Consider the following 25,775-nt stretch of genomic DNA (forward strand, 5'->3'; position numbering starts at 1 on the left):
CCCGTCACCGTGCAGTGGGCGCAGCTGATGCTGCGTCCACTGTCCACGAGTGACCGCGGGGAGTGGGACCGGGTCCGCTACCGCAACCAGCAGTGGCTCGAGCCCTGGGAGGCCAGCAACCCTGAGCCCCACGCCGGGGCGCCCTCGTTCCGGAGCTTCGTGCGGCACATGCGCGAGCAGGCACGGGCGGGTCAGGCCCTGCCCTGGCTGATCACCGAGCTGGCCCCCGGAGCCCGCCACCAGGAGCTGGTGGGCCAGCTGACCGTCTCGGGAATCACCCTGGGCTCCTCGCGTTCCGCCACCCTGGGCTACTGGGTGGACGGCGACCAGGCGGGGCGGGGGATCGCCCCCATGGCCGTGGCCATGGCCACCGACTACTGCTTCCAGCACCTGCGGCTGCACCGGATGGAGATCAACATCCGCCCGGAGAACGCCAAGTCCCTGCGCGTGGTGGAGAAGCTGGGGTTCCGGGACGAGGGGCTTCGCGAACGGCTCCTGCACATCGACGGCCGCTGGGCGGACCACCGCAGCTTCGCCCTCACCGCCGAGGAGGTCCCCGAGGGGCTCGTGCGCCGGTTCACCGGCAGCGAGGACGGCATCACGGTGCGCCGGGCGCCGCGCTGAGCGGAACCCCCAGAAGCCAGTTCCGGCTCCGCCCGGTGGTCTGGGTGGCGCCGGGAGTGACGGGGAGCCGTGATGGCCCCCGGGACTCCACGGGCAGGAATGCGGCGCTGGTCTTTTCCATCGAAAGTCGATGATTTCCGCAACACACGCATTCCGTCCAGGGAATCCTTCCCGCCTGGCCTACCCTGACAGGGTGGGATTGTCATGGGTGAGCAGCTCGCTGGTGCTGGCGGTGGTCGTCGTGCTGTGCGCGCTGTGGTTCGTCCCCCGGATGGCCAGGCGTTGCGACGCCCCGGTGCAGGCGCAGGTGGACGCCCCGGACCTGCAGCTGCATTCCGCCCTCCACACCACCCCCCACGAACGGCCCTCGCCCAGTAGAGTGGTCAGCGACGACCCCCCACCCCTTCACGAACGGGAGACGACAGCCATGGACACGACGGCACCCGCGCCGACCGCCCTTCCCGTTCAGCAGGGGTCCCTGGCGGGGTTGCGCATCCGGTGGGACCGCACCATCGTCTTCGCCGCCGGGTTGCTGATGCTCGCCGCGGCACTGCTCACGGCCCTCGCGGCGCCGTTCACAGCCGTCACGTGGGCCGTTCCCGTGGTCCTGCTCCTGCTGGGCGCCGGGTGCGTGGCCGGACTGCGCTACCTGGCGGTCACCGACCGCGCCCAGCGTGGCGCGGTCCGCACCTCCGCCCGCCCCACGACGGCCGCCCCTCAGCACGCCATCTTCGACAACGAGGACGAGGCCCGTCAGGAGCTCGCCGCCCAGCAGCAGGAGTCGTCGGCCGTCGTCGCCCCCGCTGAGGAGGCGGAGCAGAAGTCCGGGCAGCCGTCCCGTCCCGTCGTGGAGCCCACGTACACCGTGGCGGAGCTGCGCGCCATGGCCCTGAAGGTGGCCGGGTCCGAGACCGCAGGGGCCAGCACCTGGCAGCCCGTCCCCGTGCCCAAACCGCTCTACACCGAGGCGCCCGTGGTCCACCGCAGCGCACCGGAACCCCTGCGCGTGCCGGAGCGCCCCGCCGCCAGGACCACCACGCTCAAGGACGCCGTGCGCGCCGGAGAGCGGGAGAGCGCCGCACTGAACCTGGACGACGTCCTGAAGCGGCGCCGCGCCTGACGCCCCACCCACCATCCAGATGACAGCAACGCGCCGCGGGACCCGGACAGGGCCGCGGCGCGTTTCACACAGGGAGCACCATGGTCACCCAGCAGGTCGAGATCGAACGCAAGTACGACGTGGCGGGCCGCAAGAAGCCCAAGCTGAAGCTGCACAAGCTGGAGCGTTTCACGGCGGGTGAGCCCGTGGAGCACCACATGTCCGCCACCTACTACGACACCGCGGACCTGGCGCTCGCCCGCGCCGCGGTGGCCGTGCGGCGTCGCACAGGGGGCAGCGACGACGGCTGGCACGTGAAGTACGAGACCGGCTCGGCGCGTGGCGAGCTGCACCTGGAACCGCTGAAGACCGCCCCCGCGCGCCTTCCCGCGGCACTGCGCAAGCTGCTGCTGGGGCTCACCCTGGGGGCGGAGCTGAGCCCCGTGGCCACCGTGGACACGCACCGCACCGTGTACCCGGTGCTGTCCGAGGGCGAGCAGCACGCGGAGCTGTGCGTGGACCGTGTGGCGGCACGCGACGAGCGGGCCGGGGTGGTTCGAGAGTGGACGGAGTGCGAGGTCGAGCTCTCCCGGGACGACCTCACCCCCAAGCAGACCAAGGCCGTGTTCCAGGCGCTGGAGGGCGTCCTGTTCGCCGCGGGCGCCGTGCCGTCCTCCTCGGCGGCCAAGATCGCCCGCGCGCTGGGCCAGGACGGCGAGGACGTGGTCCGCGTGGTCTCGGGGCCGCAGGAACCGGCGGATCCGGCCTCGCACGACGCCGCCCACGAGGGTGCAGTGGCGGCGGCGTCGGACTCTGAGGATGCCACGGCGGCGGACGCCGGGAAGGACGGCGCGGGCGGAGCCCCTTCGAAGGCCGGGAAGTCCTCCAAGACCCCGACGTCCTCCAAGAGCGCCAAGAAGAAGTCGGCGGGGAAGGCCGAGAAGAAGAGCGGGAAGAAGGGGCAGGGGGCCGACGAGTCCCCGGAGCGCACCGGTGCGGACGTGCTGGCCGAGATGGTCTCGGGCCTCACCGTCCAGCTGCAGCGCTGGGACCTGGGGGTGCGGATCGGCGCGGAGGACTCCGTGCACCAGATGCGCGTCCGCTCCCGGGCGCTGCGCAGCGTGCTGCGCGCCTCGCAGGGGTTCGTGGTGGAGGAGACGGCCACGGACCTGGCGCAGCGTCTCAAGGAGCTCGCCCGTGTGCTGGGGGACGCGCGCGACCAGGAGGTGGCGCTCGAGCGGTTGGACGTGCTGCTGGCGGGCCAGCCCGCGGGCGTGCTGAGCGCTGCCGCCACGGCCGAGCTGCGCGAGGCCGCCGGTGAGCTGGGCGCGGACACCGGCCGCGCTGTGCGCCGCGAGCTGGACAGCGCCCCGTACTTCCAGCTGCTGCGTGACCTGCAGGCCCTGGGCCGCGGGGAGGGAGTCACGGCGGAGGCTGCCGCGCTGTCCCCGCGGAAATTCGCCAAGGAGGTCCTCGGAACCGCCCTGGAACGGGTCGTGACCTGCGCCCGGACCCCCCTGCCCGAGCCCGGGACCGAGGCGGAGGTCAGCCCCATGGCCGAGGACGTGGGCCGGCGGATCGCTCTTCCGGGCAGCGATCCGACCCGCACGGCCGCGGCGTTCGACGTGCTGCACGAGACCCGCAAGGCGGCGAAGTCCGCTCGCTACGTGGCGGAGGCCCTCGCGGCGGCCCACGCCACCCCGGGGAAGAAGCGGGTGCGCGCCGCCGCTGTGGCCAAGGACTACCAGGACGATCTGGGCGTGATCACGGATGCCGCGGTGATGGAGGAGTGGCTCGCGCGGGCCGCCCGCTCGTTCCAGCGCACCGGCCGGGACCGGTACGCGGTGGGGGTCCTGCACGGGATGGAGCTCACGGAGCTGCGCACCGGCATGCTGGAGACCCCGGAGATCCTGGAGGACCTGGTCGCGGACCTGCGGGACGCGCTGCCGGCCCAGGACTGACGCACCGACCCGTCACGGGCACGGTGGCGGGCACGGCGGGAGAGTCGTACCCGGCCGAACGACCAGACTCCGACCAGCGCGGGTGCTCACCGGGTGCCGGTGGATCCCCGACCCTCTCTCCGGACGCTGCGAGTACGGCCGGGGGAACGCGCAAGGGGCCGGTCGCGCGGGACGATCTCGTCCCGCGTGACCGGCCCCTTGTCCATCTCCACACGTCGTGCGGAGGGGTCGGCGCCCGTGTCAGGCGCCCCGACTCGGGTGCTCCGGCTCAGGCGCGGTGGCGCGGTGCCCTGCGGCGGCCGTGGCCGGAGCCGCGGTGCCGGTGCGACGCGGCGGCCTCCGCACCGGCACCGGAGTGCGTGGTGCCCTGCGCGGTGGTGTGCGAGGACCCGCTGGCCAGGGACGCCTGGGCGGTCTGGGACTCGTCCGTGGTCAGACGGGCGGGAGCGGGATCCACGGCGGGCATCTCGCCCGTGGCCAGGTCCACGCGGGTGGACAGCGGCTTCTCCTCCACGAACAGGAGCATCGCCAGGGCGATCAGCGCCAGGGGGATCATGTAGAGGAAGATCGGCAGCAGGGCGTCGTTGTAGGACTGGATCACCGGGTCCCGGAACATGGGGGGCAGCGCGTGCACCGTGGTGGGGGTGAACGAGTTCGCGTTCATCGAGCCGCCGGCCGCCTTGCCGGGAACCTTGGGCATGTTCTCCACGAGGAGGTCCTTCAGGCGGGAGATGAACAGCGAGCCCACCACGGCGGAGCCCACCGTGGCGCCCACCTGGCGGAAGAAGTTGCTGGAGGCGGTGGCGGTGCCCACGATCCGGTTGGGCACGGAGTTCTGCACGATGAGCACCAGGATCTGCATGCTCAGGCCGATGCCCGCGCCGAACACGGCCAGGAACAGGCACATCTTCCAGGTGGGGTCCGAGACCTCCAGGGTGGACATCAGCCACAGGCCCACGGCCATGATCACCATGCCCACCAGGGGGAACATCTTGTAGCGCCCGGTTCGCGAGACGATCTGGCCGGAGGCGATGGAGGTCAGCAGCAGGGCGCCCATCATGGGGGTCATCAGCAGACCCGCCTCGGTGGCGTCCACGCCCTTGACCATCTGGATGTAGGTGGGCATGTAGCCGATCGCGCCGAACATGGCCACGCCCACGGCCAGCCCGGCGAGGGTGGTCAGGGTGAAGTTGCGGTCCTTGAACAGGGACAGCGGGATCACCGGGCTGCTCGCGCGGGTCTCGGCCACCACGAACGCCACGGCCCCGGCGAGGGTGGTGGCGCACAGCAGCAGGATCTGCGGGGAGTTCCAGTCGTACTGGGTGCCGCCCCAGGTGCACACGAGGATCAGGCAGGTGGTGGCGCCGGCCAGCAGGATCATGCCCAGGTAGTCGATGCGCTCGCGCTCCTCGCGGGGGCGCTGGGGCAGGCGCAGGAACACGGCCACGGCGATGATGGCCAGGATTCCCAGCGGGATGTTGAAGGAGAACGCCCAGCGCCACCCGGGTCCCTCCGTGATCCAGCCGCCGAGCAGCGGGCCGGCCACGGAGGACACGGCGAAGACGGCGCCCATGACGCCCATGTACTTGCCGCGCTCACGGGCGGGAACGACGTCCGCGATGGAGGTCTGGGCGAGGATCATCAGACCGCCGCCGCCCAGGCCCTGGACCACGCGGGCGGTGATGAGCCAGCTCATGGTGCTGGCCGAGGCACCCATGATGGAGCCCACGACGAACAGCACGATCGCCGCGATCAGCACGGGCTTGCGGCCGAAGAGGTCCGAGATCCGCCCGTACACGGGCATCATCACGGTGGAGGCGAGGATGAAGCCGGTGATGACCCAGCTCATGTGGTCCACGCCGCCCAGGTCTCCCACGATGGTGGGCAGGGCGGTGGAGAGGATGGTCTGGCCCAGGGACGCGAGCAGCATCACGACCATGAGGCTCGCGAACAGGAGTCCGAGGTGGGGTGGTTTCTCTTCCGTGTCGGGGCTGACCTGAGCCCGGGAAGCAGTGGCGGTCATGAAATCTCCTTGAGGGCGGTGCGGAACACGCAGATGGCGTGGTCGAGTGCGTGCTGGATGGCGGCGTCGTCGCGGGACGCGGCTGCCAGGTGGGAATCGGTGCGGAACGCGAACTTGATGACGGAACCGGCAAGCAGGACGAAGGCGTGGGAGGTCTCCTCGGTGCGCGGGCTGGCACCGCGGGAGGACTCCTCCGCCACCGTGGTGACCACCAGGTTCTCGGCGGTGTTCACGTGCAGACCGATGCGGCGCTTGAGCTCCGGGTGGGTGTCCACGAGTTCCCGCCGCTGCTCCATGAACTCGAACGGGCCGGTGGCGTCCCGCAGCACGTCCATGAACAGGCGCACGGTGCGGGCGAACTCGTCCCCCGTGGTGTGGTCCGTGTAGCGGGCGCGGGCCTCGTCCGAGATCTGGGGCGGCGTGATCCCGAGGATCGCGTCTTCCTTGCTCGCGTAGTAGTTGAAGAACGTGCGCCGGGAGATGCCGGCGCGCTCGGCGATGGCGTCCACCGTGACCTCGGAGCAGCCGCCCTCGCCGACCAGGTCCAGGGCGGCCTGGTGGATCTCGGCGAGGGTGCGGGCGCGGTGGCGTTCGCGCAGGGACGGTGGGGTGGTGGTCACCGGGAAAGATTATGCACCTGTGCAAAATTGCACAAGTGCACCCTTTGCCCTGCGGGTATGATTCTGCTCACGTCGGCCTGTGCCCGAGCCGTTCTGCGTGTCCGGGGGCGCCGTTAGAGTGAGTGCGTGACAGCACCGCTCCTGGCCTGCGTGGGCCCCGCCCAGCACGGCGTCCGCATGCACGCGGAGAACCTGGCCTCCCGCACGCCGCAGGCACCGTCGGTGTGCGGTGAGTGGCCCCAGCTGCGCGACGAGCTGCGGCGCGGCACCTCCGCCGTGCACCTGCACGTGACGGACCGGATCTTCGGCACCTCTCCTGCTCTCGCCGCGGAGGCCCTCACGGGGCTCGCTCGCTCCCGGCCGCTGTCCGTGACCCTCCACGACATCCCCCAGCCCTCGGACGGCCACGCCTTCGAGGCCCGCCGCGCGGCCTACGCCGCCATTGTGGACGCCGCGCGCCTCGTGGTGCTCAGCAGCGACTCGGAGCGCGCGCAGCTGCACCGGCACGTCCCCTTCACCACCACCCCTGAGCTCGCCGTGGACCCGCTGCCCGTGGACCCGCCCGAGCCCCGGCAGTGGCACGAGGCCCGGCGCCGCGCCGCGCACCCGGCCGACCCCACGGTGGGTGTCCTCGGCTTCCTCTACCCGGGCAAGGGCCACGACCGGGTGGTCGGCGCGCTCGCAGGCGTGTCCGGACCGGTGGAGGTCCTCGCGCTCGGGCGGGCCTCGGACGGCCACGAGGACCTCGTCCCGGAGCTGGACGCCGCCGCTCGCGCCCACGGGCATTCCTTCCGCGCCACGGGCTTCCTGGACGACGCCGCCCTGACCCGTGCCGCGCAGGCCGTTACCGTCCCGGTGGTCGCGCCCTCCCACGTCTCCGCGTCCGGGTCCGTGGGGCGCTGGATCGCCGCCGGGCGCCGGCCGCTGGTCACCGCCCACCCCTTCTTCGAGGAGCTGGCCGGGCGTGCACCCTGGGCGCTCACGCTCACCGAGGACCTGGAGGCGGCACTTGCGCGGGCGCTCGCGGATCCCCTGAGCACCTGGATCGACCCGGCCGCGTGGCGGACCGAGGACCTGCCGTCCACCGAGCTGGCCGCCGCGGTCCAGTGGGCCCGCGTCACGGGTGCTCACCACCCGGGCGCGCACCACCCGGGGGAGACGGCGTGAGCGCGCCGAGGGTGAGCGTGGTCATCCCCTACTTCGAGAACCAGACGGGACTGGACCGGGCGCTGGCCGCTCTGGCCCGCCAGGAGCTTCCCCCGCAGGACATGGAGGTGGTGGTCGCCGACGACGGCTCCGCCACCCCGCCGCGGCTTCCGTCCACCCCGTTCGCGTGCCGCACGGTGTGGCAGGAGGACCGGGGGTTCCGGGCGGGCGCCGCGCGCAACCTGGGTGCCCGGGCGGCGTCGGGCGCGGTGCTCGTGTTCCTGGACGGGGACATGATCCCCGAGCCGGGCTTCCTCCCCGCCCTGCTCGCGGGGCGGCGTGAGGCCGACGACGGCCACGGTGCCCTGGCGGTGGGCGCACGCCACCACGCGGACCTCGCGGCGTGCACCGTCCCCGACGTGCTGCGCTGGGTGGCCGGGGAGGAGGTACCGGGCGTGGAACGGCTCGCGGACCCCGCCTGGCTCGCGGACGGGTACGCCCGCACCGCGGACCTGCGTGAGGCGGGGGTCGAGGACTTCCGCCTGGTCATCAGTGCGCTGCTCGCGGTGGACCGCGCCCTCTTCGAGCGCTGCGGCGGCTTCGACGAGACCCTCGTGGGCTACGGCGGGGAGGACTGGGACCTCGCGTACCGGTGCTGGCAGCTGGGGGCCCGCTTCCGCCACGTGCCAGGCGCCGGGGCCTGGCACGACGGCCCGGACCTGGCCGGGCGCACCGCCACCCGTGGCGTGAAGGACGCCGAGACCCTCGCGCTCGCGCAGCGGATCCCGCTTCCCAGCACGCGTGGGGCGGGCGTCGTGCACGAGCAGCCGTGGGCCGTGGTGCGCGTGCACGGCCACCGTGAGGACGCCGAGGCCTACCTCACGGCCTGCCACCTGCTGCGGGACACGGACGCCGGGGTCTGGTTCACGGACCGGGCGGACCTGCCTGCCGCCCTCCGCGCCGATCCCCGGATTCGTGCGGGCGCCCCGCCACGGCCCGTGGAGCGGCGTGCGGTGTTCACCGTGGACGTGCACGCGCCCCTCACGCTGGACGTGCCCCTGCGGCAGTGGTGCGACCGGGGGGAGAGCCAGGTGCCCGGACTGCTCACAGTGCGCTCCGTCCGGGCGGTCCACCGGGGGGAGTCCCTGCCGCAACCCTTTTCCGGGGACCAGCAGGGAATCCCCGTGCACGCGGCGCGCACCGACCGACGACTGGAGGACAGGGTGGGACACCATGACTGAGCTGGGCTTCGACCCGCACGATCCGGGCCGCCGCGCCCACTACGGGGAGTTCTACGGACTCGCCGAGCTGCCGGACGTGCCCCTGTTCGCGGTGCACGGCAACTGCCAGGCGGAGTCCCTGAGGGTGCTGCTCCACGGCGCCCTGGGCGGGCACTGGCACGGCGTGCGACTGCCCCCGGTGCACGAGCTGCTCGCGGAGGACCTTCCCCGTCTGCACGCGCTGCTGCCGCGGCTGGACCTGCTGGTCACCCAGCCCGTGGTCGCGGGCTACCGCGGCCTGCCCCTGGGCACCGACGACGTCCAGGCCCTGCTGGGTGCGGACGCCCGGGTGGTGCGCATCCCGGTGATGCGCTGGACCGCGCTGATGCCCACCCTCGCCATCGTGCGGGCCCCGGGCGTGGGGGATCCGCCCGTGGCGCCCTACCACGACCTGCGGGTGCTCACCGCTGCCGCACGCGGCGAGACCCGGGTGCACCTGACCCGTCCGTCCGGGGCGGCCGCACGGATCGCCCGTGAGGAGTCCCTGAGGCAGCTGCGGCTGCGCCAGGAGGTCCACCGCACGGTGGATGCGGCCTCCCTCCTGGACGCCGCCGGGCCCAACGCCGTGCACGTGATCAACCACCCGGGCAACGGCGTGCTGCGCGCGGTGGCGGGTGCGGTCCTGGACGAGGTGGCGCTGTCCGCGCCGGTCCCGGACCCCGGACGGGTGCTGCTCGGTGGCATCCGCGCGCCCATCCACGCGAGCACCCTCACGGCCCTCGGCCACGACCCCGCGGAGCTGGCGGGCGGGCCCCACGACGACTGGATCATCCACGGGGAGCACGTGTCCGAGGAGGACGTCGCCGCGGAGCACCTGCGCTGGTACGCGCACCACCCGTCCGTGGTGGCCGCCGGGATGGCGCGCCACGCGGACCTCATCACCCGGTTGGGGCTGCACGCATGAGCACGGAGGACACTGCCACGGACGTCCGCGGGGGCGCCCCCGCGGACGGGGCGAGCGGGGCGGAGAAGGCGGCGGCAGCGGCGTCGTCGGCCGGCCCGGAACGCACCCCGGACGGGCACCACATCGTGGTGAAGGGGCGCAAGTGGCGTGCCACGGACACCGGGATCCCGGAGAACTTCCGGGAGGAACTCGTGAAGGAGCTCATGGCAGCCCGGCGCGCCGTGAAGACCCGGGACGAGCACGCCCGGAACCGCGTGCAGGACGCGAAGGTGGCCCTGGGAGAGCGTGGTGAGCCGTGGTGGGAGACCCCCTCCGAGGAGGGGCTGCTGGCGCGGGAGGCCGCAACCGTGAGGGCGCTGCTGCGCCACCGCGCGGGGAAGACCATCTGCCCCTCGGACGTGGCGCGCACGCTGGGAGGGGAGGACTGGCGCGATTTGATGCCCCAGGTCCGGGACGTGGCCGCCGCAATGGCGGACACGGGCGAGATCGTCGTGCAGCAAAAAGGTGAGACAGTGGACGTCCGTACAGCCCGCGGCCCCGTCCGGCTCGCACCCGGTCCGGCGCTCGCGGGGATGCCCGCGGACGGGTGAGCCCGTCCGCCCAGACCGAGGAGTCCCCCGTGAGCTTCCTGGAGGATGCCCAGCCGCTGCACCCGGAGCTGGTGGCCCTGCGCCGCACGCTGCACACGAACCCGGAGGTGGGAACCCAGCTGCCGTGGACCCAGCAGCAGGTGCTGCGGGCGCTGGAGGGGCTGGGCCTGGAGCTCACCACGGGAGAGTCGCTGACCTCCGTGACCGCGGTGCTGCGCGGTGGCCGTCCCGGACCCACCGTGCTGCTGCGCGCGGACATGGACGGGCTGCCGGTCGTGGAGCAGACAGGGCTGGAGTACGCCTCCACCAACGGCGCGATGCACGCGTGCGGGCACGACCTGCACACCGCGGCACTCGTGGGGGCGGCCCGGCTGCTGAGTGCGCGCCGCGCGGAGCTGCCCGGCACCGTCACGTTCATGTTCCAGCCGGGGGAGGAGGGCCCCGGTGGGGCGGAGCCCATGATCCGCGAGGGTGTCCTGGACGTGACCGGTGAACGGCCCGTGGCGGCGTACGGGATCCACGTGAACCCCGGACCCCTGGGGGTCTTCAGCTACCGGCCGGAGACCGCCATGGCCGGCGCCAACAACCTCTCCGTCACGTTCCACGGCCGCGGCGGTCACGGCTCCCAGCCGCACACCGCCCTGGACCCGGTGCCCGCCGTGTGCGAGTTCGGCACGGCGCTGCAGGCCATGGTGACCCGCCGGTTCGGGGTGTTCGACCCCGTGGTGGCCACCATGACCAGGCTCAGCGCGGGCGAGGCCGGCAACGTGATCCCGGACAGCGCCTCGATCTCCGGGGACGTGCGCACCCTCTCCCGCGAGACCACCGAACGCTTCCCGCGCCTGGTGCGGGAGCTCGCCGAGGGCATCGCCGCGTCCCACGGGCTGCGCGCCCAGGTGGAGTGGGCCGAGCTGTACCCGCCCACGGTCAACGACCCCGCCGAGACGGACCTTGTCAGCGACACCCTCACCCGCATGGTCGGCGCGGAGCGGGTCACCCGCAACAGGGACCCCCGCATGGGCTCCGAGGACTTCTCCTTCGTGCTGCGCGAGGTCCCCGGCTGCTACTTCTTCCTGCACTGCACCCCGCCCGAGGTGGACCCCGCGGCCGCCGGGTGGAACCACTCGCCCACGGTCCTGTTCGACGACGCCGTCCTGGGCACCCAGGCGGCCGCGCTCGCCGCGGTCGCGTGGGAGCGGCTGGCGCGGGGCTGAGTTCCCGGTGCCCGGGCGGGATCGCCCGGACACCGGGCCCTCGGGACCGGGCCCTCGCCGGACGGGGGAGTGATCAGGCGTGCAGGACGTCCTCGGACTCGGCATCCCGGATCTGCACGGTCTCGATCTGGAACGTGGAGTGGTGCACGGAGACGTCGAAGTGCTCGGCCACGCAGGTCTTCACGTCCTGGAGCAGCTGCGCGGCGTGGCCGTCTCGGAAGCACTCGTCCTCGACCACCACGTGCGCGCTGATGGTGGGCAGGCCGGTGGCCACGGTGGAGGCGTGGACGTCGTGCACGTCCACCACGTGGTGCAGTCCCAGCACGTGGGAGCGGAAGAGCTCCAGGTCCAGGCCCTCGGGCGTGAACTCCATGAGCACGGCCGCGGTCTCCCGCATGATGGCCACGGCGCGGGGGAGGATCAGGGCCGCAATGAACAGGGCGGCCACGGTGTCCGCGCGCTGGAAGCCGGTGGTGGCGATGACCACCGCGGCCACGATGACACCCAGTGACCCCAGGGCGTCGTTCGCCACCTCCAGGAACGCCGCCCGCATGTTGAGGTTCGAGCCCCGCCCCGAGGCGAGCACCAGGATGGCCACCACGTTGCACGCCAGCCCCACGGCGCCGAAGACCAGCAGCTCCGTAGGCGGCACCGCCCGGGGCTGCGAGAGGCGGTGGATGCCCTCCACCACCGCGAAGACCCCCACCCCCAGCAGCAGGGTGGCCTGGGCCAGGGCGGCGATCACCTCCCCGCGGCGGAACCCCCAGGTGCGGCGGGAACTGGCTGGTCGGCGCACCAGGTAGGCGGTCGCGAGTGCCACCAGCAGTCCGAGCGCGTCCGTGAGGGCGTGGACGGTGTCCGTGAACAGCGCGAGGCTGCCGGTGAGCACGGAGCCCACGGACTGCGCCACCACCATCCCGGCCGTGAGGCCGAAGGCGATCCACAGCCGGCCGCGGTGGTCCCCGGCGTCGTGGCTGTGGCCGTGGGAGTGTCCCGCGCCCATCAGCGCCCTCTCCGCAGCGGCGCGATGCGCCGCGCGCTGGTGCGTCCCGCGCGGAACGAGGCGGGCTGCAGGGGACACCGGCCGACGTCGCCCGCGGTGGCGGCCAGCGGAGCCAAGGGTGCGCGGCGCGGACGGATGGGCTCACGAACGGGGGTCACCATGGCCCGATGATATCGCCGGGTCCGGGAGGCGGCATTATCTAGGTAGACTGGTCTAACTAACAACTGGAGGGAGCCTCATGCCCATCACTGCCCGGGGATCCGCCCGGTCCCGACTCCTGGAGGCCGCGTCGCGGCTCTTCTACGCCCACGGCATCACCGCCACCGGCATCGACCGCGTCACGGCGGAGGCCGGCGTGGCCAAGATGAGTCTGTACAACAACTTCGCGTCCAAGGAGGAGCTCGTGGCCGCGTACGTGCAGGAGCGGCACGAGGAGTGGCTCGCCCTGTACCGGGCACGCTGCGAGGGGCGGACCAGCCCCCGGGAGCGCGTGCTCGCCGTCGTGGACGCATACCTGGACCACGCACGGTGCGCGTACGAGCACGGTTTCCGCGGCTGCGGGCTGCTCAACGCCGCCGCGGAGCTGCCCGCGGGTGCGCCGGCACGCGACAGGGTGAGGGAGCACAAAGAGCAGGTGGAGCAGATCCTGCGGGAGCAGCTTGCGGAGGCGGAGTGCGTCGATCCCGCTGCCACGGCGGAGCATGTCTCCTTCCTCCTGGAGGGGGCCATGACCAGGGCCGGGCTGGAGGGCACCGACCACAGGCTGCGCACTGCCCGGGCGATGGTGGAGCAGCTGCTCACCACCGGGAAGAACGCCACGTGAACCGGCACCGCGCCGCGGGTCTCGCGGCACTCACCCTCACCGCCGTGCTGTGGGGGACCACGGGAACGGCCGCCACCTTCGCGCAGGGTGCGGGACCCCTCGCGATCGGCGCCGTCGCGCTGGGTCTCGGCGGCATCCTGCAGGGGGTGATCGCCGTTCCCGGGCTGCGCCGGGACTCAGATGCTCTGCGCCGGGGCGCAGCCACGGTGGCCGCAGGGGCAGTGTTCGTGGCGGTCTACCCCCTCGCGTTCTACACCTCCATGCACCTGGCCGGCGTGGCCGTGGGCTCCACGATCTCCCTGGCCTCGGCTCCCCTGGCCTCGGGGCTGCTGGAGCGCCTCGTGGACAAGACCCCCCTCGGAGGCTGGTGGGCCCTCTCCGCGGTGCTGGGGGTCGCGGGCAGCGCCATGCTGTGCGTGGCCACCCTGCAGGGCGGCGCCACTTCTGCCGGCGCGACCGTCCAGGGCGTTCTGCTGGGTCTCGTGGCCGGTGTCAGCTACGCCGCGTACTCACGGGCGGTGCAGCGCCTGCTCGCCCGCGGAGTCCGCCGCGACGCGGCCATGGGCTCGGTGTTCGGTGCCGGGGGACTGCTGCTGATGCCCGTCCTGGTCCTCACCGGAGCACCGCTCGTGGCCTCGCCCCAGAACGCCTGGGTGAGCGCGTACATGGCCCTGGTCCCCATGTTCTGCGGGTACGTCCTGTTCGGTTTCGGGCTCACCCGCGTGCCCGCCAGCACCGCCACCACGGTCACCCTCCTGGAACCAGCCGTCGCCACCGTGCTCGCGGTTCTCGTGGTGGGGGAAAGGCTCTCCGTCACGGGGTGGGCAGGCCTGGGCGTGCTCGCGGTGGTGCTGCTCATCCTGGTCCTGGCGCCGGAGCCAACGACCGCCGACGCCTCCCGGGGGCCCGTGCGGCGTCTTTGACACGCGGGGACCGCGGTGCCACGCTGACCCCCTGACGACGCGATGACCTGCTCGTTCCCGCTTCCGTGGCCTCGAGGCGTCGTCCCCAGGACGCTTCGACAGAACGAGGACAACCGTGACCGAGCACGCACCATCCGCGGGCCCCACCGGGAGACGAGAGCCCCGCGCGGACCCCGCACCGACCCCGGGGCCCGGGAAGACGCCGGGAACCCGCTCCCGCAACGTCGCCATCTGGTTCTTCGGGGCCCTCGGCGGCATCCTGTGGGGCTACGACACCGGGGTGATCGGCGGCGCGCTGCTGTTCATCCCGGACGAGATCATTCCCACCCCGCTGATCGAGGGTCTGGTGGTGAGCGGCCTGCTGCTCGGCGCCATGGTCGGTGCCCTGGGCTCGGGACGGCTGTCCGACCGGCTCGGACGCAAGAAGCTGATCCTCATCGGTTCCGTCATCTTCGTCCTGGGGTCCGCGGGCGCCGCGCTCGCGGTCAGCTCACTCATGCTGATCCTGTTCCGGTTCCTGATCGGTGTGGGCGTGGGCATCGTCTCCGTGATCGTGCCCATGTACCTCAGCGAGCTGGCGCCCAAGAGCATCCGCGGCGGCCTGGCCTCCCTCATGCAGCTCATGGTGACCACGGGCATCTTCCTGGCGTACCTGGTGGACCTCGCGTTCCAGGACGCCGGGCTGTGGCGGTGGATGATCGGGCTGGGTGTGGTCCCGGCGATCGTGCTGATGATCGGCATCATGACCCAGCCGGAGAGCCCCCGCTGGATCATCGCCTCCCACCGTGGCGAGGAACCGGCGCTGCGCACCCTCGAACGGCTGCGCGGGGACCGGGGCGAGGCGGAGCGCGAGCTGGCGGAGATCAAGGCCTCCGTGGCCGCCGAGGAGGCGGAGCCGGAGCCCCTGAAGCTCGGGGACCTGCTCAGCTCCCGGTTGCGGATCCTGCTGGTGATCGGCGTGCTGCTGGTGTTCTTCCAGAACTTCGGCGGGATCAACACGATCATCTACTACTGCCCCACGCTGCTGTCCAACATCGGCTTCAACCCCCAGCAGGCCCTGCTGGCCAATGCGGCGATCGGCCTGCTCAACATGCTCATGACTCTGCCGGCCATCAAGCTCATCGACAGGATCGGGCGCAAGAGGCTGCTCATCGTCGGGGCCGCCGGCATGTGCGTGGGCATGCTCTTCCTGGGCGTCATGACGGTGCTGGGGCTCACCACCCGGCAGGGCGGGCTGGCGGTCACCGTGACCCTGGTGGGCATCGGCATCTACATCGCGTCCTTCGCGATCTCCTGGGGCCCGGTGCAGTGGGTCATGCTCCCCGAGCTGTTCCCCCAGAGCATCCGCGCGGGTGCCATGGGCGTGGCCACCACGCTGAACTGGCTGTTCAACCTGACCGTGGCGCTGATCTTCCCCACGTTCCTGGCCGTGTTCGGCGCGGCCCCGAACTTCTTCTTCTTCGCTGTGATGACGTTCCTGGCCCTGATCTTCGCGTGGCGGCTGCTGCCCGAGACCAAGGGCCGGTCCCTGGAGGAGATCGAGGCGCAGCTCACCGGCCGCATCCCGGCCGTCCCCGCGGCGTAGGCACGGTGCTCCGGGGGAACGCTGTTTCCCACCTGGGCCTGCTGCACCGTCAACCCCGGCGACGACGAAGGGCCCCACCTCTCGGTGGGGCCCTTCGTCATGGGACCCGCTATCCGGGTCGCAGTTCAGGGGCACTGATCTCCTGGCGGAGCGGCTCAGAACGGTTGTGGTCGTGCTTCCCCCGCGACCGTGCGCACCACGGCCGCCAGCCCACGCACGAGGTCGCCAAAACTCAGCGCTGACTGCGCGGGGGCGCCGTCCGGGTCGGTCTCCGCGCCGATTCCCGCCAACCCACGTGATCTGACCGCGGGCACGTGGATGAAGGCGGCGGTCAGATCCGTTCCGTGCAGCGCGGTCCAGAACACCGCATTGCACAGGAACGCGCCGGCATCGCTGGAGATCTCGGCGGGCACGCCCGCGTCCCGGACGGCACGGGTGAGCGCCGCGGGGTCGATGCGGGACTCGAGGCGATCGGGTCCACGCGTGAGCGGACCACGGCTCCGGACCACGCCGTCGTTGTCCGGGATGCGCCCGTGACCCACGTTCTTTGCCCAGCGCTCGGGGGTGACTGCCGCGCGACCACCTGCTTCCCCCGCCGCCACGACCGCGTCCGGCCGGTGGGCCGCGACGGCTTGCAGCAGCGCGGGGCCCGCCCCGGACCACGTCACGGGGAGGATCGCCGTGACGACCTGTGCGCCGTCGACGACGCCGGTGCCCCCGAGCCGGTGGACGGCGACGCCGCTCGCGTTCTCCCGCTCGCCGCCGAAGGGCTCGAAGCCGGTCACGAGGATCTTCATGGACGCACCCTATCCTCGCACCGGGCACCACGTCGTTCTTGATGCCCGCTCGCGAATGGCGGCCCCCGCGAGGCACGGCAGGAGATGGGAACAGGGGCAAAAGCATGTCTTAGCATCCTCCGCCGGGGTCAGAGCCCGCTAAGGTACAGCCATGTCCCTCATGAACGCTCTTCGACGCGTTGCCGACCTCCCCGGAATTCGCGCGGTAGTGCTGCGGCCGGGAGTGCGCCGCAGGATCGCTCGGGTGCTGGCAGCGCGTTTCTTGGTCGGGGCGTGGTGCACCACGACGCCGTGGACCGTTCTGCGTCGCGAATTCCTGGACGCGGGCACCACACACCTCTACGTGCTGCGCCGCACAGGGTTGCCGATCGCGCTCCAGCATGGGCGGGACATGGAGGCACTGTTCGAAGTCTTCGTCCGTGGGGAGTACGAACCGCCGAGCGAGCTGCGGGCGCGCCTGACGAACCCGTCCGTCGTCCTGGACATCGGCGCGAACATCGGGGCGTTCTCAGCGTGGGCACGTGGCCGCTGGCCTCAGGCCGACATCGTCGCTGTGGAGCCGGTGGCCGAGAACGCTCGCGTGTATCGCGCCTGGGCCACGACTGCCCAGGACACCCTCCGTCTCATTGAGGCGGCTGCCGGGACGGAGCCGGGGCACGCGGTGTTCGTGCAGGGGATGGGCGGTGGTGACCGGCGCGCCTCACCCGATGACATGCAGGGCGACCAGCAGACCGTGGGGACGGGGTTCGTCACGGTCCCGGTCGTGGACATCCTTCCGGTCATGGCGGATGCCGATGTCATCAAGATGGACATCGAGGGCGGAGAGTGGCCCATCCTGGCCGATCCGCGCCTGGCGGACCTGCGCTCCGTCACCCTGGTCATGGAGTACCACCGCCATGGCGCCCCGTTCCTGCCGGCCGCGGACGCCGCGCGGCAGCTGCTCACGAGGGCAGGCTTCCGCACGGGCTTCGCTCGACCGAACCACTGGGGGCACGGGATTCTGTGGGCGTGGAAGGACTGAGCCGCGGTTTCACGTGGCCGGGTTAGGACACGTCGGGCGCAACAGATCCGCCGTGGGCTGGCACCCACGAAAAAGATCCCGTGCCTGGAAAGGCACGGGATCTTCGGGGTGGAGCCTAGGGGAATCGAACCCCTGACCTTTTCATTGCGAACGAAACGCTCTACCAACTGAGCTAAGGCCCCGGACAACAGGCATCACTGTAGTCCCCCCGCCCGGATTTCGCACATCAGCGCCGCACAAGTGCCCGACACATGACCCGTGCGGTCGCCGCGGGCCCGGACCGGCAGCGGTCAGGAGACCTCTAGGGTGGGGGCATGACCTCAGCTGAGCCCGCCCCGCCCGTGCCCGCCCCGTCCGACGACGCCGCCGGCCCCGCCTTCACGGTCGGCTACGTCCCCGGCGTGATGCCCGGCAAGTGGTTCGGGAGGTGGCGCGAGCGCAGGCTCAAGCCCGTTCTGCGTGACGAGCTGCTCCCTGCTGGCGGGTGGCGCGCCGCGCTGGAGGACGCCACCGTGACCGCGTGCTTCGTCCGCCTGGGGTGGGCTCCCGGTGACCCGAGCCCGGAGGAGCTGCGGAGCACCCACCACGCGGTGCACCTCTACGACGAGCGCCGGGTGGCGGTGCTGGGCACGGACGACGTCCTCGGGGTCCTGGACACCCTCACCACCGCCCAGCTCACCGAGGAGGCCACACCCCAGGCCCACGCGGACATCGACGACGCCGCCATGGCCGTGGAGCTCGCGGCCGCCGGTGTGGGTCCGGTGGTGCTGCCCATGTCCGTCGCCCGGCTGCACGCCCGCAAGGACGTGACCACGCGCGAGATCACCGATGCACCGCCGGTCCCGGTGTTCCTGGTGTGGCCCCGGGGTCTGGAGGAGGAGACAGAGGACGCCGTGCAGCGCTTCGTGGGGGTCGTCCGCGGCCGCCGGGAGGGCAGTGGCAGGGAGGCCGGGGACGCAGAGTCCACCGGCGGGGAACCCGCCCGTCGTGACGAGGGGGCGCGGGCGGCGTCGTCCTCCGAAGCGGCGACCCGCGGTGCGGGAACCGGTGCGCGCCCGGCTCAGGAGACCGCCGCCGCGGCGGAACCGGCAACCGCCGCCGCCGGGAAGGGAGCCGCGAAGGGCCGTTCCGGTGGGTGGGCCAAGGCGGGAGCGAGCACCAAGCCCGGGCTGCGGCGCAAGCCCGGGAAGAAGGTCAAGAACGGGCGGAACCGGAAGCGGCGCTGAGCCCGGCTCAGCCGTCCCCGCGGCGCTCGGCGGAGGAGGTGCCCTCGCCGCCGTCGTCCTTGCTGGGGGTGCGGCCGTCGAACGTGTGGGTCTCCGTGGTGGGGGAGGACGGGTGCACGGGCGTGGTGCGCACGCTGCCCGCGGTGGGCACGCGCGGCACGGGGAACGAGGTGGTGGGTATGTCCGCGCGGGTCTCCGGCTCGGAGCCGGCGCGCACGGTCACCTGGGTGGTCAAGGGGATGCGCAGCCCGTCCCGGTCCAGCATCTTCTTGATCCGCACGCGCATCACACGTGCCACGTCCCACTGCTCCAGCGGCGCGGTCTTCACGGCCAGGCGGATGGTGATGCTCTCGCCCGTGACGCTCTCCACGCCCCAGACCTCGGGGTCGGCCACGATGCTGGGGCCCACGTCCGGGTCGTCGCGCACCAGCAGCGCCTCGTGCTCGATCATGTCCGCCACGAGGTCGATGTTCGTGTCGTAGGGCACCGGGATGTCCAGCACGCAGCGGGCCCAGCCCTGCGACTGGTTGCCCACCCGCAGGATCTCGCCGTTGCGCACGTGCCACAGGGTGCCCTTCATGTCCCTCACCTGGGTGACGCGCAGGCCCACGTTCTCCACCGTGCCCACGGCCTCGCCCAGGTCCACGGAGTCCCCGATGCCCAGCTGGTCCTCCGCGACCATGAAGATGCCCGAGAGGTAGTCCTTCACCAGGGACTGCGCGCCGAAGGACAGTGCGACACCCGCGATCCCGGCGGACGCGATCACGGGGGCGATGTTGAAGCCCAGCTCGGAGATGATCATCAGGATCGCGATGGCCCACACGATGACCGTGGACACCGAGGAGAGCACCGCCCCGATGGTGCGGGCCCGCAGCGACTGGCGCTCCGCGGCCACTCCCACGTCCTTGACCCACCGGGCCTGGCCGCGGTCGATCCGCCGCACGATCCGTGTCTGGGTGCCACGGGCGATGCCGCGGGTGACCTTGCGGATCACCAGCCGGATCACGGCGGAGAGGATCGCGGCCCCCACGATCACCAGGACCACACGGAAGGGTTTGTCGAGCCAGAATTCCAGAGTCTGCATCACCCTCCACGATATCTGTGCCGGGTGGGTGTCCGCTCGGAGCCCCCGGTGCGTTCCGTGCGGGACCGGGGCGGGCGACGTCGCTCCCTGCGCGGGCGCGCGGCGTGCCTGCTCAGTGGGCGGGGATCAGAGCCAGTCCTTGCGCTTGAACACCACGTACAGGACCAGGCCCACCAGGACCATGAGCCCGAGGGACATGGGGTAGCCGTACGCCCACTCCAGCTCGGGCATGTCCTTGAAGTTCATGCCGTAGATGGAACCCACGATGGACGGGGCGAAGAGGATGGCCGCCCAGGAGGAGATCTTCTTCATCTGGTCGTTCTGCACCATGGCGGACTCGTTCTGCCGGGCGGTGGTCAGCGTGGAGTCCAGGCTCATGGCGTCCGTGAGGGAGGAGCGCATGGACTCGAGCTTGCCGCTGACCTGTATCACGTGGTCCAGCACGTCCCGCAGCCGGTGCTGGAGCTCCTCGGGGGTGCCGTACTTGCCGAAGCCCGCGAAGTAGCGCTGCATCACGGCGCTGAGGGGCGCCACGCCGCGGTGGAAGTCGTTGATCTCGCGGGCGAGCTCGTAGATCCGCTGGGACACGCTGGACTCCCCGGCGAACAGGCCGTCCTCGATCTCGTCGATGTCGTTCTCCAGCCCCGAGAGCACGGGGAAGTAGTCGTCCACGATCTGGTCCAGGAGGGCGTAGAGGACCCCGTCCGGGCCGAAGCACAGCAGCTCGGAGTCCGCCTCCACCCGTTTGCGCACCCGGCCCACGCCGCTGGACTCGGAGTGGCGGATGGTGATCACGAAGTTCGGGCCGGTGAAGATGTGGATCTCCCCGATCTCCACGGTCTCGGTCTCGTCCTGGTACACGGCCGGGCGGATCACGGTGAACAGCGTCTGCCCGTAGCGCTCCATCTTGGGCCGCTGGTGGGCCTGCACGGCGTCCTCCACGGCGAGCTCGTGGAGCCCGAAGTGCTGCGCCAGCGAGTCGATCTCCGTGGCGGACGGACGGTACAGCCCGATCCACGCCAGCACGGTGTCCTCGCCAGACGGGTTCTCCGCGGGCTGGTCCACCACCCGCTGCAGGAGGGAGTATGTCTCCTCCAGGGAGTCCGGGGACTCCACCTTGGTCCCGTTGCGGTAAATGGCGTTCTCCACGATGCTCACCCGTCCATTATGGGGGTCCGTGCCGTCCCGGCCCCGCCGCGCACGCACCCCCGGCGGGCCCAGGGGGCGTGCGGGCGCACCACTACACTGGCGGCATGAGCCAGCCGTTCGATTCCCGCGTGGGCGCCTACGCCCTGATCACCCGTGACGACCACCTGCTGCTGACGCACTGGAACCCGCGCCACCCGGACTTCGAGGGCGCGTGGACCCTGCCCGGCGGCGGCATGGAGCCGGGGGAGCAGCCGGAGGAGGCCATGCTGCGCGAGGTGTTCGAGGAGACCGGCTACCGCGTGGCCTCCGACGGCCTGGTGGGCGTCCACAGCTACTGGATGACCCCCGAGCAGCGCCTGGACCCCACCACGCGCGGCAACCACGCCTGCCGGGTGCTCTACACCGCGCACGTCACCGGCGGGGAGCTCGCCGTGGAGCAGGACGGCTCCTCGGACGACGCCGCCTGGTTCCCCCTCGCGGAGGTCGGCGCCCTGCCGCGCCTGGACCTGGTGGACCAGGGTCTGCGCCTGGCCGGGCTCGCGGACCGGGTCACCGAGCGCACCCCACCCGCCGCGGTCGCGGAGCAGGACGTCTCCACCGAGCCCGGTCACGAGCGGTGAACCACCCCCTGCGCCTGCGGGCCGCCGCCGTGCTGGCCGCGGGGACACTGGCGCTCGCCGGCTGCGGGGCAGGCGGGGAGCAGGCCAGGACGGACACGACCGGGGCGAGCGCGGCGGCGTCGTCCCCCGGCGGGAACACCGTGACCATCGCCACGGGCGTGGACACCCAGACCCGTGTGCTCGCGAACTACTACCAGCAGCGCCTGGCGCAGGACGGCGTCGCGGCGCGCGTGGTGGACGTGGGCTCCACCCGGGAGGAGATCTTCGCGGCGCTGAAGGCGGGGCGGGTGTCCGCGGTGCCCGACTTCACCGGCGACCTCTACGTCTACGCGCGCGAGCACGAGCAGCCGGCCGGGCAGCCGCCGAGTCCCTCGCCCTCGGCCACCGCGGACACGGACGCCCCGCGCGGGCTGCTGGACTCGCTGGGCCAGCTGCTCGGCATCACGGGGGAGACGGGCCCCTCCGACGACGACGTGTACCGCGCCCTGCCCGACGCCCTGCCCGAGGGGCTGCGGGTCCTGGACAGCTCCGGGGCCCAGCGCACGGACCGGATGGTCGTGACCGCGGCGACCGCCGCCCAGTACGACCTGGGGAGCCTGGACTCCGCGGGCAAGCAGTGCGGGAAGCTGTCCGTGGGCATGGCCTCCGGGTACTCGGACGGCGCCCAGGGCGAGCGGGGGCTGAAGGCGTACTACGACTGCGCGCCCAGGGCCACGCCCGAGTACGCCACCACCGGAGAGCTCGTGGACGCCCTGCTCACCGACAAGGTGCAGGCCGCGGTGCTGCGCTCCTCCGAGCCGGTGATCGCGGACGACGGGCTCGTCACGCTGGACGACCCCGACCGGCTGTTCCGGCCCGAACGGGCCGTGGTGCTCGGCTCCGACACCCTGGAGGACCGGGCGGTCTCCTCCCTCAACGCCGCGTCCGCGGACTTGCGCAGCGAGGACCTGACCACCATCACGCGGCTCACGAGCGGCTCCTCCCCGGCGATGAGCCCGGAGAAGGCCGCGCAGTTCCTGCGGGAGCAGCCGCGCTGACCCGCGGGGGTGTCACGCCCGGACCCGCCGAGGGGGCCCCGAGTACGCTGGCCCCATGGCAAAGGTGAAGCAGTCCGACAAGCTGAAGAACGTCCTCTACGACATCCGCGGGCCCGTCCTGGAGCAGGCGGAGAAGATGGAGGCGGCCGGCCAGCGCATCCTGCGCCTGAACATCGGCAACCCCGCGCCCTTCGGCTTCGAGGCACCGGACGCCGTGCTGGTGGACATGATCAAGAACCTGCCCAACGCGCAGGGCTACTCGGACTCCCGCGGGATCTACTCCGCGCGCACCGCCGTGGTGCAGTACTACCAGACGCGCGGGATCATGAACCTGGACACGGACGACGTGTACCTGGGCAACGGCGTGTCCGAGATGATCACCATGACCCTGCAGGCGCTGTGCAACCCGGGGGACGAGATCCTGATCCCCTCCCCGGACTACCCCCTGTGGACCGCGTCCGTGGCGCTGTCCGGGGGCACGCCGGTGCACTACCGGTGTGACGAGGACAACGGGTGGAACCCGGACCTGGCGGACCTGGAGTCCAAGATCACGGAGCACACCAAGGGGATCGTGATCATCAACCCCAACAACCCCACCGGGGCGGTGTACTCGCGCGAGACCCTCCAGCGGATCGTGGACCTGGCCAAGGAGCACGAGCTGATCCTGTTCTCGGACGAGATCTACGAGAAGATCACCTACGACGGCGCGGAGATGATCAACACCGCGAGCCTCACGGGTGAGGACGTGCTCTGCCTGACGTTCTCGGGGCTGTCCAAGGCGTACCGGGTGGCCGGCTACCGCGCCGGGTGGGTGGCGATCACCGGCCCCAGCTGGCGGGCGGAGTCCTACCTGGAGGGCATCAAGCTGCTGGCCAACATGCGCATGTGCGCGAACGTGCCCGCGCAGCACGCCATCCAGACCGCGCTGGGCGGCTACCAGTCCATCAACGACCTCATCCTCCCGGGCGGGCGGCTCAAGGCGCAGCGGGACATCGCCCACCGCAAGCTCAACGAGATCGACGGCGTCACGTGCGAGCAGGCCTACGGCGCGCTGTACCTGTTCCCCAAGCTGGACGTGGAGAAGTTCGGGATCGTGGACGACGAGCGCTTCGCCCTGGACCTGCTCAAGGAGCAGAAGATCCTGCTCAGCCACGGCACGGCGTTCAACTGGGACAAGCCGGACCACTTCCGCCTGGTCACGCTGCCCCCGGTGGACATGCTGGACACCGCCCTGGACCGCCTGGGCGAGTTCCTCTCCACCTACCACCAGTAGGCGCCGCCGCCCGCTCGGCTCACTCCGTGTCCGACGCCGCCTGGTCCCGGTTCTCCCGCCGGGCCCGGGCGGCGTCGAGCCGTTCCCGGGCGCCGTCGAGCCACTGCTCGCAGCGGGTGGCGAGCGCCTCGCCGCGCTCCCACAGCTGCAGGGACTCCTCCAGGGTGGTGCCGCCCGCCTCGAGGCGGGAGACGACCTCCACGAGCTGCTCGCGGGCCTGCTCGTAGCCGAGCTGGTCCACGTCCGAGAGGTCCGGCGCACTGCGCTGGGTGCCCTGCTGGGAGTCGGGGTTCTGGTGCTGCTGTGCCACGGTGTTCCTTCCGGTGGGTGACTGGTGTGCGGGGACGTGCTGGTGCGGGGCTCGTGCGACCCCCGGCTGCCCGCCGAGCGTTGGGTGCCGAGGTGGGCGGGAGGGCGTCAGTGCTCGCCTGGTTGGCGTGAGCTGGTCTCCGTGACGGCCACGCCGAGCTCCCCGGCGGCGAGCCGGACGGTGAGCGGCTGGTCCACCTCGGCGCGGGCGGCGTCCGTGAGCACGGAGCCGTCGGCGGTCTGCACCACGGCGTAGCCGCGGTCCAGGGTCTGCTGGGGGGAGAGGGCACGGACGCGGGCGCGCATCTGGACCACGGAGTCCTGCGCCCGCAGGGTCAGGGAGTTCGCGGCGGACCACGCCCGGGAGCGCAGCCGGTCCAGCTCCTCCTCACGCATCAGGATCATCCCGTCCGGCTGTGCGAGGGCGGGGCGGGAGCGCACGGTCTCCAGACCGCGCTCCTCCCGCTCGATGAACGCGGCCACCGCCCGGTCCAGGGCGGAGCGGGCCTGCGCGAGCCGCAGCCGCTCGTCCTGGACGTCCGGGACCACGCGCTTGCCGGCGTCCGTGGGGGTGGAGGCCCGGACGTCCGCGACCCAGTCCAGCAGCGGCTGGTCGTTCTCGTGGCCGATCGCGCTGACCACCGGGGTCCGGGCCGCGAAGACCGCGCGCAGCAGGGACTCCTCGCTGAAGGACAGCAGGTCCTCGAACGCGCCGCCGCCGCGGGCGATCACGACCACGTCCACCTCGGGCGTCCGGTCCAGCTCCTCCAGCGCCCCGATGACCGCGCGCGCGGACCCGGCGCCCTGAACGGCGACCTCGCGGATCTCGAACTGCACGCCCGGCCAGCGGTTGGTGGCGTTGCGCACCACGTCCTTCTCCGCGTCCGAGTTGCGCCCCGTGACCAGACCCACCCGCCGGGGGAGCACCGGCAGCGGCTTCTTGTGCGCGGGGTCGAACAGCCCCTCGTCCGCCAGCGCCCGCCGCAGCCGCTCCAGGCGTTCCAGCAGGTCCCCGAGGCCCACGGGGCGGATGTCCCGGCCCAGCATGGACAGCCGCCCGGTCTTGACGTAGAAGTCCGACTTCAGGTTCACGACCACCCGGCTGCCGCGCTCCAGGGGCCGCTCCAGCCGGGCCATCTCCTTCTGGAACAGGGTCACGCTCACCGAGGCCTCCTCCTGCAGGTCCCGCAGGGTCAGGTACGTGACGCGGGCGCGCTGGTTGACCTCGATCACCTGGCCCTCCACCCAGGCGTCCGGGGCCTTCTGGATCCACCCGTGCAGCGCGTGGGAGAGCCTGCTCAGCGGCCAGGGGTTCTCGGGGGAGGTGTCCCGGGCGAGGCGCGGCAGCTCCTGCTGCGCGGGTGCGTTCGCGGGCGCACCGGGGGCGCTCGCGGGGACCGCGGCGTCGGAGGGGAACGAGGTGTCCATGGCACATCAGTATCACCCGCCGGGGACACGCACAGG

Annotated in this window: 24 protein-coding genes and 1 tRNA gene; 16 read left to right on the forward strand and 9 right to left on the reverse strand. The window is 72.2% G+C overall.

Going from position 1 to position 25,775, the window contains the following annotated elements; translation table 11 throughout:
- The first annotated feature begins 27 nt into the window (after positions 1 to 27).
- From Q4A22_RS04375 to Q4A22_RS04385, 3 genes are all read left to right on the forward strand, one after another.
- Positions 28 to 624 carry a GNAT family N-acetyltransferase gene (locus Q4A22_RS04375; protein WP_303177659.1) on the forward strand — a complete coding sequence of 199 codons (597 nt, stop codon included), beginning with the start codon at positions 28 to 30 and terminating at the stop codon, positions 622 to 624.
- Between the two features lie 193 nt (positions 625 to 817).
- The gene (locus tag Q4A22_RS04380; RefSeq protein WP_303177511.1) at positions 818 to 1,744 is read left to right on the forward strand and encodes a hypothetical protein; all 927 of its coding nucleotides are present in this window, start codon (positions 818 to 820) and stop codon (positions 1,742 to 1,744) included.
- A gap of 80 nt (positions 1,745 to 1,824) precedes the next feature.
- Positions 1,825 to 3,684, forward strand: coding sequence for a CYTH and CHAD domain-containing protein (locus Q4A22_RS04385; protein ID WP_303177512.1), 1,860 nt, complete (start codon positions 1,825 to 1,827; stop codon positions 3,682 to 3,684).
- Between the two features lie 268 nt (positions 3,685 to 3,952).
- Here Q4A22_RS04385 and Q4A22_RS04390 read toward each other — a convergent pair whose 3' ends face one another.
- Both Q4A22_RS04390 and Q4A22_RS04395 read right to left on the reverse strand, forming a co-directional pair.
- Positions 3,953 to 5,707 carry an MDR family MFS transporter gene (locus tag Q4A22_RS04390; protein ID WP_303177513.1) on the reverse strand — a complete coding sequence of 585 codons (1,755 nt, stop codon included), beginning with the start codon at positions 5,705 to 5,707 and terminating at the stop codon, positions 3,953 to 3,955.
- Positions 5,704 to 6,327, reverse strand: coding sequence for a TetR/AcrR family transcriptional regulator (locus Q4A22_RS04395; RefSeq protein WP_303177514.1), 624 nt, complete (start codon positions 6,325 to 6,327; stop codon positions 5,704 to 5,706). The genes Q4A22_RS04390 and Q4A22_RS04395 overlap by 4 nt, the downstream gene beginning before the upstream one ends.
- 126 nt (positions 6,328 to 6,453) lie before the next feature.
- Here Q4A22_RS04395 and Q4A22_RS04400 point away from each other — a divergent pair, with 126 nt between their 5' ends.
- The 5 genes from Q4A22_RS04400 to Q4A22_RS04420 are packed head-to-tail and all read left to right on the forward strand — an operon-like array spanning position 6,454 to position 11,461.
- Positions 6,454 to 7,494: a hypothetical protein gene (locus tag Q4A22_RS04400; RefSeq protein ID WP_303177515.1), complete on the forward strand. Its 1,041-nt coding sequence runs from the start codon at positions 6,454 to 6,456 to the stop codon at positions 7,492 to 7,494.
- Positions 7,491 to 8,714, forward strand: coding sequence for a glycosyltransferase (locus Q4A22_RS04405; protein WP_303177516.1), 1,224 nt, complete (start codon positions 7,491 to 7,493; stop codon positions 8,712 to 8,714). Before Q4A22_RS04400 ends, Q4A22_RS04405 begins: the two co-directional genes overlap by 4 nt.
- Entirely contained in the window at positions 8,707 to 9,657 is a 951-nt protein-coding gene (locus Q4A22_RS04410) for a WcbI family polysaccharide biosynthesis putative acetyltransferase (RefSeq protein WP_303177517.1), read from the forward strand. Before Q4A22_RS04405 ends, Q4A22_RS04410 begins: the two co-directional genes overlap by 8 nt.
- Positions 9,654 to 10,247, forward strand: a complete 594-nt coding sequence (locus tag Q4A22_RS04415; protein WP_303177518.1) for a DUF3253 domain-containing protein — start codon at positions 9,654 to 9,656, stop codon at positions 10,245 to 10,247. The genes Q4A22_RS04410 and Q4A22_RS04415 overlap by 4 nt, the downstream gene beginning before the upstream one ends.
- A 29-nt stretch (positions 10,248 to 10,276) precedes the next feature.
- Positions 10,277 to 11,461 carry a M20 family metallopeptidase gene (locus Q4A22_RS04420; RefSeq protein WP_303177519.1) on the forward strand — a complete coding sequence of 395 codons (1,185 nt, stop codon included), beginning with the start codon at positions 10,277 to 10,279 and terminating at the stop codon, positions 11,459 to 11,461.
- Positions 11,462 to 11,534: 73 nt separating this feature from the next.
- On the opposite strand, the gene Q4A22_RS04425 is transcribed toward Q4A22_RS04420, so the two are convergent.
- Positions 11,535 to 12,464, reverse strand: a complete 930-nt coding sequence (locus tag Q4A22_RS04425; RefSeq protein WP_303177520.1) for a cation diffusion facilitator family transporter — start codon at positions 12,462 to 12,464, stop codon at positions 11,535 to 11,537.
- 238 nt (positions 12,465 to 12,702) lie between these two features.
- Between Q4A22_RS04425 and Q4A22_RS04430 the strand changes: the two genes are divergently transcribed.
- The 3 genes from Q4A22_RS04430 (at position 12,703) to Q4A22_RS04440 (ending at position 15,795) form a co-directional block, all read left to right on the forward strand.
- The gene (locus Q4A22_RS04430) at positions 12,703 to 13,287 is read left to right on the forward strand and encodes a TetR/AcrR family transcriptional regulator (protein ID WP_303177521.1); all 585 of its coding nucleotides are present in this window, start codon (positions 12,703 to 12,705) and stop codon (positions 13,285 to 13,287) included.
- Positions 13,284 to 14,210: a DMT family transporter gene (locus Q4A22_RS04435; RefSeq protein ID WP_303177522.1), complete on the forward strand. Its 927-nt coding sequence runs from the start codon at positions 13,284 to 13,286 to the stop codon at positions 14,208 to 14,210. The genes Q4A22_RS04430 and Q4A22_RS04435 overlap by 4 nt, the downstream gene beginning before the upstream one ends.
- A 115-nt stretch (positions 14,211 to 14,325) precedes the next feature.
- Positions 14,326 to 15,795: a sugar porter family MFS transporter gene (locus Q4A22_RS04440; RefSeq protein ID WP_303177523.1), complete on the forward strand. Its 1,470-nt coding sequence runs from the start codon at positions 14,326 to 14,328 to the stop codon at positions 15,793 to 15,795.
- Positions 15,796 to 15,950: 155 nt separating this feature from the next.
- Here the strand turns inward: Q4A22_RS04440 and Q4A22_RS04445 are convergent, their stop codons facing one another.
- On the reverse strand, positions 15,951 to 16,592 hold the full coding sequence (locus Q4A22_RS04445) for a pyroglutamyl-peptidase I (protein ID WP_303177524.1): 642 nt from the start codon (positions 16,590 to 16,592) through the stop codon (positions 15,951 to 15,953).
- Positions 16,593 to 16,743: 151 nt separating this feature from the next.
- Here Q4A22_RS04445 and Q4A22_RS04450 point away from each other — a divergent pair, with 151 nt between their 5' ends.
- Complete coding sequence (locus Q4A22_RS04450; RefSeq protein ID WP_303177525.1) at positions 16,744 to 17,613, forward strand: FkbM family methyltransferase; 870 nt, start codon at positions 16,744 to 16,746, stop codon at positions 17,611 to 17,613.
- 109 nt (positions 17,614 to 17,722) lie between these two features.
- Here Q4A22_RS04450 and Q4A22_RS04455 read toward each other — a convergent pair.
- Positions 17,723 to 17,795, reverse strand: a tRNA-Ala gene (locus tag Q4A22_RS04455).
- 132 nt (positions 17,796 to 17,927) lie between these two features.
- Here Q4A22_RS04455 and Q4A22_RS04460 point away from each other — a divergent pair.
- Positions 17,928 to 18,839: a LysR substrate-binding domain-containing protein gene (locus tag Q4A22_RS04460; protein WP_303177526.1), complete on the forward strand. Its 912-nt coding sequence runs from the start codon at positions 17,928 to 17,930 to the stop codon at positions 18,837 to 18,839.
- Positions 18,840 to 18,846: 7 nt separating this feature from the next.
- Here Q4A22_RS04460 and Q4A22_RS04465 read toward each other — a convergent pair whose 3' ends face one another.
- Positions 18,847 to 19,923, reverse strand: a complete 1,077-nt coding sequence (locus Q4A22_RS04465; protein ID WP_303177527.1) for a mechanosensitive ion channel family protein — start codon at positions 19,921 to 19,923, stop codon at positions 18,847 to 18,849.
- 126 nt (positions 19,924 to 20,049) lie between these two features.
- Entirely contained in the window at positions 20,050 to 21,081 is a 1,032-nt protein-coding gene (gene corA, locus Q4A22_RS04470; RefSeq protein ID WP_303177528.1) for a magnesium/cobalt transporter CorA, read from the reverse strand.
- A 95-nt stretch (positions 21,082 to 21,176) separates the two neighbouring features.
- On the opposite strand from corA, the gene Q4A22_RS04475 reads away from it, so the two are divergent.
- From Q4A22_RS04475 to Q4A22_RS04485, 3 genes are read left to right on the forward strand one after another with little or no spacing between them, the layout of a single operon-like run.
- Positions 21,177 to 21,692 (forward strand): NUDIX hydrolase, encoded by a 516-nt coding sequence (locus Q4A22_RS04475; RefSeq protein ID WP_303177529.1) that lies wholly within the window; start codon positions 21,177 to 21,179, stop codon positions 21,690 to 21,692.
- The gene (locus Q4A22_RS04480) at positions 21,689 to 22,729 is read left to right on the forward strand and encodes a glycine betaine ABC transporter substrate-binding protein (protein ID WP_303177530.1); all 1,041 of its coding nucleotides are present in this window, start codon (positions 21,689 to 21,691) and stop codon (positions 22,727 to 22,729) included. Before Q4A22_RS04475 ends, Q4A22_RS04480 begins: the two co-directional genes overlap by 4 nt.
- A gap of 55 nt (positions 22,730 to 22,784) precedes the next feature.
- Positions 22,785 to 24,002: a pyridoxal phosphate-dependent aminotransferase gene (locus Q4A22_RS04485; RefSeq protein ID WP_303177531.1), complete on the forward strand. Its 1,218-nt coding sequence runs from the start codon at positions 22,785 to 22,787 to the stop codon at positions 24,000 to 24,002.
- 19 nt (positions 24,003 to 24,021) lie between these two features.
- On the opposite strand, the gene Q4A22_RS04490 is transcribed toward Q4A22_RS04485, so the two are convergent.
- The gene (locus Q4A22_RS04490; RefSeq protein WP_303177532.1) at positions 24,022 to 24,312 is read right to left on the reverse strand and encodes an exodeoxyribonuclease VII small subunit; all 291 of its coding nucleotides are present in this window, start codon (positions 24,310 to 24,312) and stop codon (positions 24,022 to 24,024) included.
- 107 nt (positions 24,313 to 24,419) lie between these two features.
- Positions 24,420 to 25,739, reverse strand: a complete 1,320-nt coding sequence (xseA, locus tag Q4A22_RS04495; RefSeq protein ID WP_303177533.1) for an exodeoxyribonuclease VII large subunit — start codon at positions 25,737 to 25,739, stop codon at positions 24,420 to 24,422.
- Between the last annotated feature and the right edge of the window lie 36 nt (positions 25,740 to 25,775).

This window comes from Kocuria sp., assembly GCF_030530945.1.
GTDB lineage: Bacteria > Actinomycetota > Actinomycetes > Actinomycetales > Micrococcaceae > Kocuria.